Here is a 15,709-nt window from a genome sequence, read left to right on the forward strand (position 1 = left end):
TCAGACGACCGACACCGGGCTCGCGGCGTCGATCAGGGGTGCGGTGAGCTGTTTGCGGGACGTGACGGCGAGCTTGGTGAACACCTTGCGTAGATGCCATTCCACGGTGTGGTGACTGAGGAACAGCTGGCTGCCGATCTCGTGGTTCGTGAGCCCGTCGGCTGCCAGCTGGGCGATCTGGGCTTCCTGCGCGGTGAGGATGTCGCGGGTGTCGAACTGCCGCTTGCGTGCGGTCGCTCCGGTCGCGACGAGCTCCTGGCGAGCCCGCTCGGCGAACGCCTTCGCGCCCATGTCGCCAAAGCTGTCGTAGGCGACACGCAGGTGGAACCGCGCATCCTGCCGACGCTGCTCCCGACGCAACCACTCGCCGTACACCAGGTGCGCACGAGCCAGGTGTACGGCGATCCGCGTGCGGCCGAGTCGCTCGATCGCCTCGCGGTACAGGGTGTCGGCAGCGGGGCCCTCGGTGAGCAGTGCGGTCGAGCGGGCCAGGACTCCGAGTGCCCAGTCGGTCCCTGCTGCGCCCGCGTGCTGCTTGAGCCGTTGCAGCGCCTCGCCCGCCGTCCCATGGGCGTTGCTGCGGGCTGCGGCCTCGACGAGCTCGGCAAGGGACCAGCCGTAGAACCCCAGGTCCTCCTGCTCGCAGGCTCGACGGGCCGCGTCGAGCGCGACGTCGTACCGGGAGAGGCCGTTGTAGAGCACAGCGGTCACGCACTCGGCCAGGGCGAGCGCGCGGCCTTCACCTCGCTCCGTCGCGTCCTTGACGCCGGCCTCGATCGTCCGCAGGGCTGCGTCCTCCTCACCGCGCCAGGCAGCGAGCATCAGACGGGTGTACCGCAGCGGCGCGCTTCCCGTTGCTGCGGCGATCGCGTCCGACTCGGCGACGAGCGCAGCTGCCTGAGTGAACTCTCCGGCGTGCAGGTGTACGCCGGCGCGGTACGACAGCGCCACCGGAAGCACGCCGAGAGCACCGAGCCCGCGGCCGAGCTCGACAGCTCGGGCAGCCAGGTCATGCCAGGCCTCGTCGTCCCAGAGCTCCGGTGCGATCGGCTCAGGCGCGACCGGACACGCCAGCCACAGCCAGTGCTCGAGCCTGGCCTCACCGTGGCTGGCGTCCTCGCGCAAGGCGCGCAGGGCTCTCCGCAGTGGCTGTACGGCGGCGGCGTACCCCTCGGTGAATCGTGTCGCGACCCCGTCCAGGAGGAGGTCCATCGGACCGGCCGCGGCAGCGGCGGGGCGGGCAACGCATGCTGCCTCGGCCGCCTTCACGACGTCACCGAGCCGGCCGCCGAAGATGGCGGCTCCGAGGGCTTCCAGGTACGCCTCCCGTGCCAACGGGTCGGCCAGGTCCTCGAGCAGGTTGGCGGCGTCCAGGAGCAGTGGCGCGGCGTCGCTGCCGCGCCGGCGGGCGAACAGGATCTGGGCCCGCAGCCATGCGAGGTGTGCGCTCTGGAGGTCGTCCAACGGGCCGATCTCTGCGGTCGCGAGCAGGTCGTAGGCGGCGTCCGGTTCACCGGCCCGGAACTTGGCGCCGGCGGCGGCCAGCGCTCGTTCGGCACGCCGTACCGGATCCGGGGTCAGCTCGGCAGCCCGCTCCAGGAAGGCCGCCGCGGCCGCGAGGCCACCGCGGGCCCGGGCTCGCTCGGCTGCGCTCTCCAGTTCGGCGGCCACCGGCTCGTCGAGCCCGACTGCCGCGTGGGCCCGGTGCCAGGCCCGGCGATCCGGATCCACAGCTGCGTCGGTGGCCTCGGCCAAGGCGCGGTGCACAGCGCGCTTGTCCGCCTGGGGAGCGTCGCGGTAGACGACGGTGCGGATCAGCGGATGCCGGAACCGCACCCGGGCGCCGAGGTCGATCAGGCCCGCCGACTCCGCCGACGCGGCTGCGTCGGGACCGATCCCGAGTCGCTGCACAGCCCGCCACAGCAGGGCGGCGTCACCGATGGGCTCGGCCGCGGCGGTCAGCAGCAAGAGGCGGGTCTCGGACGGCAGTGGCTGGAGGCGCCTGCGGAAGCCCTCCTCGATCCGGCTCGTCAGCGCCCGCGGGTCCGGTGCGTCGGGGAGCCCGAAACCACCGGCCAGCTGTCCGGCCGACAGGCTGCGGGGCAGCTCGATGAGGGCCAGCGGATTGCCGTGGGTCTCGGCGACGAACCGGTCCCGCACCCGCTCGTCCACGACTCCCGTGATCGCCGTGTCCAGCAGGGCGCGGGCATCGCTGAAGTCCAGGCCCTTCACGACGAGCTCGGGCAGGCCGCTGAGCTCGCCGGCACCGGTTGGTTCCCGGACCGCGAAGACGAGGGCGACCCGCTCGGCCAGCAGCCGGCGGGCCACGAAAGCGAGCGTCTGGGCGGACACCCGGTCCAGCCACTGGGCGTCGTCGACCAGGCAGATCAGCGGCATGTCCTCGGCGGCGTCGGTCAGCAGGTTCAGCATCGCGACGCCGACCTGGAAACGGTCCGGGGGATCACCTGGGGCCAGGCCGAACGCCGTACCGAGGGCGTCGTACCTTAAATCGGTCGAGCGCTCCCTCAGCTGGGCGTACAGCTGGTGCAGGCCGCCGTACGCCAGCTCGAGCTCGGACTCGACACCGGCTGCTCGCACGACTCGGCAGCCGGCGGAGTGGGCCTGCACGTCGTCGAGCAGAGCGGTCTTGCCGATGCCGGCCTCGCCGCGGAGGACGAGCGCAGCACTCTGGCCGGCTCGCAGACCGGCCACGAGCCGGTCGAGAATCGCGCGTTCGCGCTGCCGGCCTTGCAGCTGAATCGCCATCGCCCACCGCCCAATGACCGAGCCTAGGCCGCGGGTGGTGGAGTGGCAACGAGCCTCAGGCGGCCAGACCGCCGGCGGCGAGCGGGAAAACCACGTGATCCGGTTCGGCCACGGGGGTAGCGTCGGGGGCTCCCCGGACCTCCAGGAGGTGCCCGTGTCTGAGGCCGCTGCTCAGCCGCTGCTCGCGTCGGTGTCCCGCGCCGCACGGAAACTGGAAGACCTCGGCGATCCTCTGCCTGCCGAGGTGACCGCCCGGCTGGCCGAGCCGGACGCCGACCCCGAGACCCTGCTGCGGCCGTTCGTCCTCCTGGACGTGCGGATCGACGAGCTGGGGAACGCGGTGTGCACGCCGGGCGCCGCGCCGCCGCGCTTGGTGCAGCACGGGTGGCGCAGCTTCCTGGTGCGGGTGCAGAACCCACACCGCTTCGAGGCCAAGCTGGAGCCGACCCCAAGCGGCGTGTACGGCCTCATCGACTACGCCAGCCACTCGGCGCGGATCGCGTTGCACGACACGCTGACCGTCGTACCGCGGATCAAGAACGCCTGGCTGGATGCGAAGGTCGCCGAGCCCAGCGAGTTGTCCGGGCTCGAGGTGGAGTACAAGGTGATCAGCCTGTACAGCCGCGAGGACGGGGTCCGGCAGGGTGGCCTGAGTGTGGTCGTCGCGGACGAGCTCAACCACCACAGCCTGAGCCGCACGCCGTCGGGGATCGCGTACCGCCGGATGAGCCTCGAGGACCGGCAGTACGGCGCTTCGTTCGACTTCGACTGTGCGACGGCCCGCGACATCCAGCTCGATGTGCGCGAGCCGGACGGGCGGAGCTGCATGGCGTCGATCACGGTCCGCGACGCGCAGGGGCGCTCGTACCCGTCCAAGGCGATGCGGCTGGCGCCGGACATGTTCTTCCACGAGCACGTGTACCGGGCGACCGGCGAGGTGATCCGGCTGCCGGAGGGGCGCTACGAGATCACTGCGCTGCGTGGGCCGGAGTACCGGCCGGTGCGGATCGAGGCCGATGTCGACGCGGCGACCGACGTACTGGCTGTGCCGCTGGACCGGTGGGTCGACCCGGCGAGCCGTGGCTACTACTCGGGCGATCCGCACATCCACGCCGGTGGTTGCTCGCACTACAACGTCCCGAGTGAGGGCGTGACGCCGGAGACGATGATCAGGCACGTCCGCGGTGAGGGGCTGTGGCTCGGCAGCGTGCTCACGTGGGCGCCTTGCTACTACCACCAGAAGCAGTTCTTCAGCGGGAAGTCGATCAGCCCGCCGGCGGACCTGGAGTATCCGGCGATGCAAGAGGCGCAGGGGATGACCTGGAGCCCGCAGCCGACGGACCGGGACGCCGAGAGCGTGCTGCGGTACGACCTGGAGGTGTCCGGGTTCCCGTCCAGCCACTCCGGTCACGTGATCCTGCTCGGGCTCACCGACCAGGACTATCCGGGCACCAAGGTGATCGAGGACTGGCCGTCGTGGAACCTGCCGGTCCTGGAGTGGGGACACGCGCAGGACGCGCTCACCGGGTACGCGCACTGCGGCATCGGGCTGGCGGTCGGCACGGACGAGCTGCCGAACTACATCGTCCCCGGGTTCCACGGCATCGGGTCCAACGAGATCGTGGTCGACGTACCGCTGGGTGCCGCGGACTTCCAGTGCGGTGGACAGTTCACGCCGGTGGTCGAGCTGAACATCTGGTACCACCTGCTCAACGTCGGCTATCGCACGCTGATGCTGGGCGAGACCGACTACCCGTGCATCTACGACGACGGTCCGGGCATCGGGCGTACGTACGTGCGACTGGACGAGCCGCCGCAGGGACCGCGGGCGCTGGAGGCGTGGATCCAGGGCTTGCAGGACGGTGCGTCGTACTTCGGTGATGGCCGGAGTCACGTCTTCGATCTGGCCGTCGACGGTCACGTGACGCGGGAGCACACCGTGGCCGCGCCGGGCCCGGTGCGGGTGAGTGCGACGGTCGCAGCCTGGCTGCCAGAGCAGCCGCCTCCGCCGGCGCCCGGACGGCTCGTGTACAGCGCGCCGGTGGGCTGGCACCTGGAGCGAGCGCGCATCGGCACGTCTCGGAACGTGCTTGTCGAGGTGCTCGTGAACGGTGTGCCGGTGGGGACGGAGGAGGTGGTTGCGGACGGCACCGAGCAGGCAGTGTCGTTCGACGTACCGCTGGAACGCTCGTCCTGGGTGGCGGTGCGGATCCTGCGCAGTGTCCACACCCAGCCGGTCTTCGTCGAGATCGCCGGCCGGCCGATCCGGGCCTCGCGGCGCAGCGCGCAGTGGTTGCACGACTCCGTCGACGCGTTGTGGAAGGCGAAGTCCGGGTTCATCAGGGACAGCGAGCGCGAAGCCGCACGGGAGGCGTACGACGCCGCCCAGCAGATCTACCGGGTCCGGCGAGACGAATGCGAGGTCGACTGATGATCCACGTCGGCTGCTGCGGACCGGTCGAGACCGACGCGCCGCTCGCGATCACCATCAACCCCGAGGCACGCGTGACCGTCGCGCGGACCGGCGTACCACTGGGGCAGCCGACGCCCGGCGAGTGGCACACGATTCCCGTTGCCGTGGTCAACGAGGGGTTCGTGACCGGACCGCTGAGCATCGAACCCGAGCCGGTGGACGGCGTCGCCTGGGACCTGCTCGTGCAGGAGCTGACCGGGGAACGCCGCCAGGACACTTCGCTGCGCGTCCGCGTCGACACACTCGCTGTGGTCGACGTGACTCTGACCTGCCGGGCGATGTCTGCCCTGGGCGGGCTGGCCACCCACAGCACCACGAGCTTCCTGCTTCGGCCATTGCGTCGCCTTCTCTGACCAGAGCGCATACCGTTCTGTCAGGCATGCCCGCACCCGAGCCGCGCGAGGAGTCCGATGAGCCCATCCGCGAACCTGGTCGGTCGGCGTCGCGAGTGTGCGGTACTGGACGACTTGGTGGCGGGTCTGCGCGCCGGCGACTCCGCGGTCTGCGCGATCCGGGGCGAGGCCGGGATCGGCAAGTCGGTGCTGCTGGACTATGTCGCGGAGAAGGCTGCGGGCATCACGGTGACGCGCACGCAGGGCATCGAGGCCGACATGGAGTTGGCGTACGCGAGCCTGCACCAGCTGTGCGCGCCGTTCCTCACCGTGATCGACGGCGAGCCGGGCCGGTGCTGGTCGTTGTCGACGACGCCCAGTGGCTGGACCAGGTTTCGCTTCAGACTCTGGAGTTCGTGGCCCGGCGGCTGCTGGCCGAGGCGGTCGCCATGGTGTTCGCCGTACGCGACCCTGCGGGGGAGTCCGCGCTGCTTGGGCTCCCGCCGCCAGCTCCCCGCCGCCCTGGCCACCTCCGCCTGACCACCGTCGACTGGTTCATCCGGACGGGATGAGGCAGCCGGCGTGCCGGTGCGGCGACCATCTGAGTGCGGCGCGAGTGTTCGGTGCCGTCGACGGAAGAGGTGCCTGATGATTCGGTCGTGGTGTCTCTACCTGGCCACCGCGACCGGGATCGTCTGCCTGGTCGCCCAGTGGGGGGTGGCGGCTGCGTTCGTGTGCGCGATCCTCGGCCTCGTGACCGGGGCCGCGGTTGCGTCTGCCGTCTGGTCGGAGAACGACGACGGGTGGCACGCGGTGCGGGGAATCGCTCGGTGCGGGCTGACGGCCGGGCTGATGGTGCCGGCCGCGATCGGTCTGATGGCCGCCTTCGGGTTCGCCGGCGTCCTGATCGTTCTGATCTTGGCCTGCACCTCGCCCGCAGTCGTCTCGCGGGCCCGGGGACGATGGCTCCCGGCGAAGGATCGGCCGGCACAGCAGGCGAAACCGGTCCGCGCACGTCGGGCCCGGCCCGCCGCGAACCAGCCCCAGCCCGAGCCTGCTGCCGAGGCCCCGGCCGAGCCGACGCCTCCGCTCGCTGTCATGGACGACGCGGCCCTTTGCCTGGCCTGGCGGCGGAGCTTCGTTCTGCTGCAGGCCGCCCGGACAGCCGCCGAACGCCTGGCCGTCGTCGAGCAGCGGCAGCAGTATCTCGACGAGCTGCACCGGCGATCGCCAGGCGGACTCGCGGCCTGGTTCGCATCGGGTGCGCGGGCGTCCGGCAACCCACTCCCGTACGTCGACCAGGACCGGCGCCGGATCGACTGACCGGTTCCGGGTCAGGCCGGGATCAGGCTGAGTGCACGGGCCCGTCGTACGGCCTCGTTCCGCCGCGAGACGGCCAGCTTGCGCAGGATGTTGCGGATGTGCGTCCGGACGGTGTTGACCGAGACGAACATCTCCAGCGCGATCTCCTCGGTGGTCAGCAGTTCGGACAGGTGACCGAGCACCTCGGTCTCCTTCGCCGTGAGTGGCTCGATGTGCGGCTCCAGGTGTGACAGGTCGCCCGCCGGGCCGTTCCGGACGGGGAGAGTCCGGCGGCCGTCACCGATGGCCGACCCGAGCCAGCCGTTCCGGCCGGCCAGGTCAGTGCCGGCTGCGAGCAGTTGCCGCACGGCGGCAGGAGCCTCGACGAACGGCCGGCGCAGCTCCTCCGGCTCGGCCAGCTGCAGCGCGCGGTTCAACGCGGCCCTCGCCCGTGCGGGCTGCGCCCTGTGCAGCTCGTGGGCGGCCTCCAGCAGTCGCGCGCCCACCGTGGCCTGCAACGGCGCTCCGTTGCCTTGAGCAAGGATTGCCGACACTGAAGCGGCGACGCCGGCCCAGTTCCGCCGCTGCAGCTGGGCCTGACCGAGCACGAGTGCGCCGATGGCGTCGCCGCAGCCGCCCAGTTCCTCGATCAGCCGCGCCGCCTCGTCCGGCTCGCCCTGGACGACCTTCAGCCTGGCCGCTTCGATCTGCAGTGGGTGCGTGGGCCAGCCGCCGTTGACGCCCGGGTGATCAGCAGCTGCCTCGACCAGTGCGAGCGCCTCGTCGACCCCTCCGCGGGCCTGCAGCAGGCGCGCCTGCACAATGGCGGACTGTGCCTGCAGGACCGGTTCGTCGCACGCGTCGTACGAGCGCATCGCCGCCCTGACATGCTCCTGGCCGGCTCTCAGGTCGTCGCGTTCGATGCTCACTCTGGCCAGGGCGATCTCGGCCGCCGGCGGCGGACCGTCGGCCGGCAGGCCCGCCCGTTCGGCGAGCGCCGCCGACTGTGCGGCCCACTCGTAAGCGCCACGGAGAGAGCCCTGGTAGGAGTCGATGAGCGCGAGGTAGCCGAGGCATGTCGCGGCCAGACTCTCGTAGCCCGGAGTCGCTGCGCCCACCGCTGCCGCCAGGGCGGCGCGCGCCCGGGCGATCTCGCCGTCGTACAGGAGGCATCTCGTCTTGATCGCCTGGACCAGCAAGGTGAGCTCGGGGTGGGCCGCGACCTTCTCCTGGTGTCTGAGCAGCTCCTGCTCGGCCCGATCGGCGAGCATCCCGGTCCGTGGGTCGTCGACCACGCACGAGCGCACGGTCTGGACGATGCCGGCCGCCAGTTCGACGGTGTGGTCGTTGTCCGCCTCCGGGACCAGCGATGCGCTGACGCGCTCCAGTTCGTTGGCGCAGCGGGCGGTGTCGCGGTCGGCCAGGGCCAGCGCGGCCCGGACCACACCCGCGGCCGGATCCTCGATGTCGGACGGCATCTTCCTGAGGTCGCGGTCGAGTCCGCCGCTGTCCTTGCCCAGCAGGACCTCGCCGATGGCCAGATGCTCGACGACGTACGCCGACGCATCGCTCCACGCCTCCGCCGCGGAGGCGACGCCGACGGCGGACTCGAGGAGTCCCTGCCGGGCGTACCAGTCGCCGGCCTTCTTGTGCAGCTGCCGCCGGAGCCGCGGCGACTCGTGCGCGAGCTCGGCGCGGAGCAGGTCACGCAGGAACGGGTGGTACCGGTACCAGCCGGGATGATCGGGCAGGTGCTCGACGAGGACGTTGCCGGCGGCGAGGGACGCGAGGGTGCGGCCGGCCGAAGGCCCGCCCAGCTCCTCGATCAGGCCGGGCTGGAGCACATCCACGACACTGGTGCGCAGCAGCAGTGTCCGCACCTTGGCGGACTGGGTCCGGAGCACCTCGGCCGTCAGGTACTCGGCGATGTTGCCGTTGTCCCCGGCCAGCTGGGTCACGGCCGCATCCGGATCGTCGCTGGACTCCAGGCACATGGTCGCGAAGCGCAGACCGACCGCCCAGCCCCTGGTTCGCCGGGTCAGCGCGGCGATCGAGTCGCTGCTGATGCTGACGCCCGACTGCTGTACCAGCCGCGCCGTCTCCTCCTCGGTGAAGGCGAGATCCGCCATCCGTACCTCGGTGACGAGGCCGGCCAGGCGATACCGGTGCAGCGGGAGCACGGGGTCGACCCGGGTCAGGATCAGGACGTGCAGGCGCTGGTCGCTGTGCCGCAGCAGGAAGTCGATGCCGCTCGAGTCCCCGGCGGTCGCGAGCTCGTAGCCGTCCAGGACGAGGGTCACCGGATCCGCCTGCTTGGCCAGCGCGGTGGCCAGTTCGGTGAGCATCTGGGAGTGTGCGCCGGCGGTGTCGTCCCGTGCTCCCGGCAGGACCACGCCCTGCCGGCGGAGAGCCTCGAGCACCTGCGGCCAGAACCTCGCGGCGGGGACATCCTGTTCCTCGAAGGTCAGCCAGGCCGTGCTGTGCCCGGCCGCTGCGCGCTGCGCCGCCCAGGCGGCGACGAGCGCGGTCTTCCCGCTGCCGGCCGGAGCGCTGACCAAGGTCAACGGCAGTTCGGCGCCGGAGTCCAAACGTTTGCTCAGTCTCGGGCGCTCGACGTACCGCCGCGGAGGTCTGGGCATAGCGAACCTGACCGCCAGGACGGGATCGATGGACCCGTCACTGCCGGCCGCCGCGGACTGCTCCCTCGCGTGGGCGCCCCCCATGAGCCATACCGTGACCCGGTCGCGGGCCGGTGACATCACCCGACGCGGGTGATACCAAGGCGATCTCGCGTATCATTTCCGACGGAGAGGCTGGTCGTGGGGGCAACGACACAGGCTGAGTACCTCGTCGCGGGGGCGATGTAATCCGGGCGCTCAGGACCGGCGACCACAGTAGCCGTCATCCAACGTGCGCCGCGGGACTTCGGCAACCGGGGAGCGGCGGTCGACAGGGGTCGGGGAGATGTCACCTGCTGAACCTGAGCCATCTCGTTTCGGTGCCTCCGAGGCGTCGGACCGCCATTTGCTGGCCACGAAGCTGGCCCGGCCACGCGTCCCGTCGACGTACGTCGAACGCCCGCGGATCGCCGACCTGCTGGACGACGGCACCCGTCGCCCGTTGACGGTGGTGAGCGCCGGCGCGGGCTGGGGAAAGACCTTGGCGACGGCATCCTGGGCTGCGTCGGCGGCTGCCGACCGGCCGGTGGCCTGGCTCTCGCTCGACGAGAGCGACAACCATCCGCGCTCGTTCTGGTCCTACTTCGTGGCCGCGATCCGCAGCGCCGCCGAGATCCCACGCGGCAACCCGCTGGCGGGTCTCGCGCCGGGTCTCGGCGCCGGGGACGAGAATCTCCGCCGGCTGGTGGCCGGGCTGACGCAGTTGCCGGAGCCGGTCGTCGTCGTACTCGACGACTTCCAGCTCGTGCACGCACCGGCGGTCCTCGGCGCCGTTGCCCAGGTGCTGCGGCATCCGCCGCCGCAGTTGCGGCTGGTGCTGCTGACCAGGGCGGATCCCGCGCTGCCGCTGCCCCGCCTCAAGCTCAAGGACGAGCTGGCCGAGATCCGGTCCACCGACCTCGCCTTCGACGTTCCCGAGGCGTTGGCACTGCTCGCCGGGGCCGGTGTCGTGGTCGATCGGGACGGGGCCCGGCTGCTCGTGGATCGCACCGAGGGATGGCCGGTCGGGCTGCGGCTGGCCGCGTACTTCCTCAAGGGCGGTGAACCAGGCCGGACGCCCGCGGACTTCGCCGGCGACGACCAGGCGGTGACCGACTACCTCCTCGATGAGGTGTTCGCGAGCCAGCCACCCGAGCTCCGGCGGTTCCTGCTGCGGACCTCTGTCGCCGACCGGCTGAGTGGCGGACTCGCGCAGGTGCTGTCCGGCGACCCTCGCGGCCAGCGCTTCCTGGAGCGGCTCGAGCGGTCGAACGCGTTCGTGGTCGGTCTCGGCTCGGACCGGCAGTGGTACCGGTACCACCCGCTGCTCCGGGAGATGCTGCGGCACCAGCTGACGATCGCCGAGCCCGAGATCCTGCCCGACCTGCAACGGCGGGCCGCGCTCTGGTTCGCGACGAACGACCAGCCGGTCGAGGCGTTGCGGCACACTGCGGAGGCGGCCGACTGGTCGTTGCTCGGCCGACTGTTCGTCACGCAGGTCGCACCGCTGATGGTCTCGGCCGAACGCTCCGTGGTCGCCGCCGAACTGGCTCGCATCCCCGTCGGCCGGCTTGCGGAAGGGCCGGAGCTGGCTGTGTGCGCCGCGGCGCTGCGGATGCACGCCGGCCGTTTCCAGGACATGCAGCCGCATCTCGACCGGGCGCAGCTGCAGCTGGACAGCACGAGCCCGGAGTCGAGGATCGCCACCTCCATCGCGATCCGTCTGTTCTCGGCGGCCGTGACGCGCTCCCGCGGCGACATCGACGCCCTGCTGGCGACCTCGGCGGCGGCGCTCGAGGAGGCGTCCGGGCCTGGCGCTTCGCTGCCGGCGGCCGAGCAGTACCGCGCCGTCGCCCTGAGCAACCTGGGGACAGGTCTGTTGTGGTCCGGCAATTTCGACGAGGCCGAGGCGCGCCTGCGGGAGGGACTCGCGCTCGCGACCGCGACCAGGCTGGAAGCGTCCCGGATCAACATCCTGGCGCACCTGGGACTCGCCGCCGCGGTCTCGGGCAGACTGCGGCAGGGCTTCGGGTACGCCGCCAAGGCCGTCGAGCTCGTCGACGCGCGGGGTTGGGAACCGCTGGCGCAGGCGGCCACCGGATACCTCGCGCTGTCGATCATCAATCTGCAGTGGAACAACGTCGACGACGCGCAGAGCCTGCTCTTCCGGGCCAAGGAGGCTGCGACTCTCGACCTTGCCGCCGGGTGCGCGGTGGGCGTGACCCAGGCTCGCCTGCACGCGTCGCTCGGCCGCGTGGAGGCGGCGCGTGAGCAGATGGAGCGGGTGCGGAACGAGATCGGGCAGTGGCGGCCCCCGACCTTCATCGAACGGTGGCAGGCGATCACCGAGGCCGAGATCGAGCTCGCCGCCGGTGCCCCGAAGGCGGCGATCGCCAAGCTCGGTAGGCCGACGGACAGGCAGCCGCCGTTCGCCCGTGAGCAGGCCTGCCTGGCCGAAGCATTCCTCGCCTGCGGTGAGCCACAGCGGACCGAGGAGATCCTCGCCCCACTGCGTGACCGGACGACCGACCGCACCGCCGCGGTGGAGATCTGGCTGCTGACGACCCTGGCGGCCGACAGCCTGCGCGCGAACAACCGTGCCGTCGAGGCCCTCGGCCGCGCGGTGGAGATCGCCCGTCGGGAGGGCGTCCGACGGCCGTTCCTCGTCATGGACCCCGAGCGGATGCCGCGCCTGCTGACCCAGGTCGAGCAGCTGGACCCCGATACCTCCGGCTTCGTGGACGAGCTGCTCGCGGACCTGGGCATGGTCAGGTCACACAGCGCACTGGCCGATGTGCCGGCCGAACCGCTGACGGACCGGGAGCTGACCGTCCTGCGGTACCTGCCGACGATGATGACCAACGCGGAGATCGCGGCGGAGCTCTTCGTGTCGGTGAACACCGTGAAAGTGCACCTCAAGCGGATCTTCCAGAAGCTCGGCGTGGCCAGCCGGCGCGACGCCGTACACCGGGCTCGTGCGCTGGGACTCCTGAACGGCTGAGCGGCGACGGCTCAGTCGGCGTCCTCGCCGCGGTGCCCGATCACCCAGGTCTCCGCTTCGTGCAGCGCTTGCCCGGTCGATTCCCCGACCAGCTCGGTGGCCTCGAACACGGTGACCGGCCCGGACGCCTCCACCCGGTTGGTACGACGCAGGAGCTCGGCAAGACCGCGGTCGACGCCGCTGAGGTACAGGCGGCCGCCGACCGCGTGCAGGGCGGCGGCGTAGTCGGCCACGACCTTGACGAACGTCGCGCCGACGGACGTGTGGCCGCGAAGCCGGAGAACGACAGCGGGCGCCTCGGCGCCGGCCGGATCAGGCAACCGGGTGGCCAGGGTCCGGGAGCCCGCGTAGAGGAGGCTGCCGTACACGTCGAGCACGATCGTCTGATGGCTCGGCAAGTGCTCCGGGGCCGGATGCTCGGTCCAGCGGCCGTCGCCGGCGGGCTTCAGCTCGACGACCTTGAGGTCCATCGCACCCTGGTTGAGCTGAAGCACGAGCGACAGCGTCACGCCGATCCCGACGGCGGTCGCGACCGGGAGGAACAGGGTCGCGAGGAAGGTCGCGATGATCGCGATCTGGGACGTCGGTCCGGTGCGCAGGATCGTCATCAGCTCACGCGGCCGGAGCGAACCGGCGGCCGCGAAGATGAGGACCGCCGCCAGGGTCGGCATCGCGACGGCTCCGATCAGGTCGGAGAACGCTGCCAGAATCACGACCATCCACAGTCCCGAACAGATCGCCGCCCACCTGCCGCGGCCGCCGACGGCCTGGTTCAGCGCCGTCCGGCCGACAGAACCGCCCACCGGCTGGCCGCGGAAGAAGCCGGCCGCGAGGTTGCCGACGCCCTGGGCGATGAAGTCCCGGTCGGGGTTCGAGGCGGTTCCGTCGTGATTGGGCGCGGCCTCGGCGACCCCGCTGCCCTGCACGAGGACGATCGCCGCGACGGCCAGCGCACCGGTGACCAGCGGCAACGACAGGCTGCCGAGGTCCGGCAGTTGCGGCGCCGGGATGCCCCGCGGAATCTCGCCGATGTCCTCGACGCGTGCCACCGAGTCGGCGCCCGCGATGATCACGACCGCCGTCGGGACCGCCAGCGCGATCAGGGCACCCACCGCTCCCAGCCGGGTCCGGGACAGGCCGACGAGGATGCCGAGCGCCGCGAGACCCGCCAGCAGCGAGGCGATGTCGATCTGCGCCGGATGGAATATGACGTCCGCCGCCTTCGCCAGCGCGAAGTCGCCGCTGGCCTGCACCCCGGTGAGGTCGGGGATCTGGCCGAAGAAGATGTTGACCGAGATCCCGGTCAGGAAACCGGTCATGACGGAGTGCGAGACGAACCGTGTGTACCGTCCCAGCTTGGCGATACCGGCCAGGATCATCACCACCCCGGTCAGGATCGTCAGCAGGAACAGGGCCTCCGGCCGGTCCGCCGGGTCCACGTCCTCCAGCGCCGAACCGGCCGCCAACGCCGCCGCTGTGGTCGTGGTGATCACCATCAGCCGGGTGCTCGACGTCAGTCCTCCGGCGACCGGACCGGCGAAACTCGCGTACAGGCCGTGGATCGGGTTCACGCCGACGAGTACTGCGGCCGCCATACCGTCCGGCACCCCGCTGATCGCGCCCGGCAGGCCGGCGACCACGTCGGCGCGCAGCGCGCGGCGCTCCGGCCGCATCGACCGAAGCCATCCGGGCACGCGATGTGCGCTCACCTGGCATCAGAGCTCGAGGCTGATCGGGAAGGTGGCGATCCAGGTGAGGGTGGCGGCGAGCACGACGCAGCCCGCCACCGTCAGGACCCAGCGCAGGCGCCGGTTGGCCATCTTGGTGCTCATCCCGGCGAAGAACAGCACCACGGCGTACAGGACGACGGTGAGCACGTAGTTGCTGGCCCGCTGGATGTTCCGGCCCACCTCGGCGGTGGAGACTGCGGCGGCCGCGTCCAGCCGGTCGGCTTCCTGCCGCGACCCGAGGTGGTACTGGTTCATGGCGAACGGAGTCGGCGGCGCATCCGGATTCGTCGCCGGCCGGGTCGCCACCCAGGCGTCGAACGCGGTCCGGAACTCCGGCCGGAAGCGATTCACGTAGAAGGTGGCGAGATCGGTCTCACCGCGGCGGTCCGCGTCCGCCCAGGCGATGAACGTGGCGACGTCGACCTGGGTCTGGGCCTCGGCCAGCCCCTGTGCCCTGGCGGCCTCGATCCTGATCGTGTTCGTCCGTCCGGCCGCCTTGGCCTGCTCGCCGTTCCACCGGGTGGCCTGGTAGCTGCTCCACGAGGTGCCCAGCGCAGCGATCACCAGCAGGATGGTGACGACCACCTCCTGCAGGCTGCGGCCGCCTGCGGTCCGCTCGTCAGCGCCGGTTGCCATCGTCGTCACACGGGGGCGACACCTCGAGCCCGGCCACCTGGAGCTGGGCACCGATCACGCTGACGGTTCGCTCCATCGCCGTGGGTTGCAGGCGGCCCACTCCGTCGCCGTGCGGATGGTCGAAGAAGATCAGCAGGAACAGCAGGAGAGTGATGACCGTCGTCACGCTGCCCATCAGGACGGCCTGCGTCACGGCGCGCTCGGCCCGGTCGGCGAAGAACAGCATGTAGCCGAAGATCACCACGGAGATCACCGCCAGGACCAGCCACAAGGGGGTCGGGATGATCCCCTCGGCGCCGTGCACCCGGTCGATCCGGGCCTGTTCCCGGTCGGCGGTCTGGTCCATCCACCGGTCGTAGGCCGACTGCTCGGTGGCCGTCTGCGGGTCGACGGTCGAGACGGTCAGGAACAGCTCCGCTCCCCACGGGTTGATCGAGTTCCCGAGGGTGCCCTGGTTCAGGGCGTCCCACTCGGTTCCGGCCACCGAGCGCGCGTAGCAGATCAGCTCGCCGGTCAGCTCGGCTGCGGCGCGGTCAGGCAGGAACTGCGCAGTCTGGACCTGTTGCGCCACGATCGTCGCCTCGGACTCGGCGCCGGACCGGGCCTGGTCGTACGACGTGAACGACAAGAAGATGATGAAGCCGAGCAGCACGGAGAACCCGGTTGCGAGCACACCGAACACGCCCGATGCGCGGTCACCGTCGCTGAAGTAGCTGCCCTCCGGCGCCCGCCTCCGCACGAGCAGCATCGCCGTGACGGTGACCGTGACCGCGAGGACGACGATCAGCGCGGCCCAGACGAGGTTCATACCG

The 15,709-nt window shown here is 71.3% G+C and carries 10 protein-coding genes; 5 read left to right on the forward strand and 5 right to left on the reverse strand.

Annotated elements, in window-relative coordinates; all coding sequences use genetic code 11:
* Entirely contained in the window at positions 1-2,766 is a 2,766-nt protein-coding gene (locus AB0H36_RS28070; protein ID WP_360529705.1) for a LuxR C-terminal-related transcriptional regulator, read from the reverse strand.
* A gap of 154 nt (positions 2,767-2,920) precedes the next feature.
* Between AB0H36_RS28070 and AB0H36_RS28075 the strand changes: the two genes are divergently transcribed.
* From AB0H36_RS28075 to AB0H36_RS28090, 4 genes are all read left to right on the forward strand, one after another.
* Complete coding sequence (locus AB0H36_RS28075; protein WP_360529708.1) at positions 2,921-5,197, forward strand: CehA/McbA family metallohydrolase; 2,277 nt, start codon at positions 2,921-2,923, stop codon at positions 5,195-5,197.
* Positions 5,197-5,592, forward strand: coding sequence for a hypothetical protein (locus AB0H36_RS28080; RefSeq protein WP_360529711.1), 396 nt, complete (start codon positions 5,197-5,199; stop codon positions 5,590-5,592). The genes AB0H36_RS28075 and AB0H36_RS28080 overlap by 1 nt, the downstream gene beginning before the upstream one ends.
* A gap of 57 nt (positions 5,593-5,649) precedes the next feature.
* Entirely contained in the window at positions 5,650-6,111 is a 462-nt protein-coding gene (locus AB0H36_RS28085; protein WP_360529714.1) for an ATP-binding protein, read from the forward strand.
* A gap of 108 nt (positions 6,112-6,219) precedes the next feature.
* Positions 6,220-6,894 (forward strand): hypothetical protein, encoded by a 675-nt coding sequence (locus tag AB0H36_RS28090; protein WP_360529717.1) that lies wholly within the window; start codon positions 6,220-6,222, stop codon positions 6,892-6,894.
* Positions 6,895-6,905: 11 nt separating this feature from the next.
* Here the strand turns inward: AB0H36_RS28090 and AB0H36_RS28095 are convergent, their stop codons facing one another.
* Positions 6,906-9,512, reverse strand: a complete 2,607-nt coding sequence (locus AB0H36_RS28095) for a LuxR C-terminal-related transcriptional regulator (protein WP_360529720.1) — start codon at positions 9,510-9,512, stop codon at positions 6,906-6,908.
* A gap of 385 nt (positions 9,513-9,897) precedes the next feature.
* Here AB0H36_RS28095 and AB0H36_RS28100 point away from each other — a divergent pair, with 385 nt between their 5' ends.
* Positions 9,898-12,531, forward strand: coding sequence for a LuxR C-terminal-related transcriptional regulator (locus tag AB0H36_RS28100; protein WP_360529723.1), 2,634 nt, complete (start codon positions 9,898-9,900; stop codon positions 12,529-12,531).
* 11 nt (positions 12,532-12,542) lie between these two features.
* On the opposite strand, the gene AB0H36_RS28105 is transcribed toward AB0H36_RS28100, so the two are convergent.
* The 3 genes from AB0H36_RS28105 to AB0H36_RS28115 are packed head-to-tail and all read right to left on the reverse strand — an operon-like array spanning position 12,543 to position 15,705.
* Positions 12,543-14,204, reverse strand: a complete 1,662-nt coding sequence (locus tag AB0H36_RS28105) for a SulP family inorganic anion transporter (RefSeq protein WP_360529726.1) — start codon at positions 14,202-14,204, stop codon at positions 12,543-12,545.
* A gap of 42 nt (positions 14,205-14,246) precedes the next feature.
* On the reverse strand, positions 14,247-14,906 hold the full coding sequence (locus AB0H36_RS28110; RefSeq protein WP_360529729.1) for a hypothetical protein: 660 nt from the start codon (positions 14,904-14,906) through the stop codon (positions 14,247-14,249).
* A complete protein-coding gene (locus tag AB0H36_RS28115) occupies positions 14,881-15,705 on the reverse strand; it encodes a hypothetical protein (protein WP_360529732.1) in 825 nt (274 codons plus the stop codon). The genes AB0H36_RS28110 and AB0H36_RS28115 overlap by 26 nt, the downstream gene beginning before the upstream one ends.
* Positions 15,706-15,709 lie beyond the last annotated feature (4 nt).

This window comes from Kribbella sp. NPDC050820, assembly GCF_040653975.1.
Classification (GTDB): Bacteria; Actinomycetota; Actinomycetes; order Propionibacteriales; family Kribbellaceae; genus Kribbella.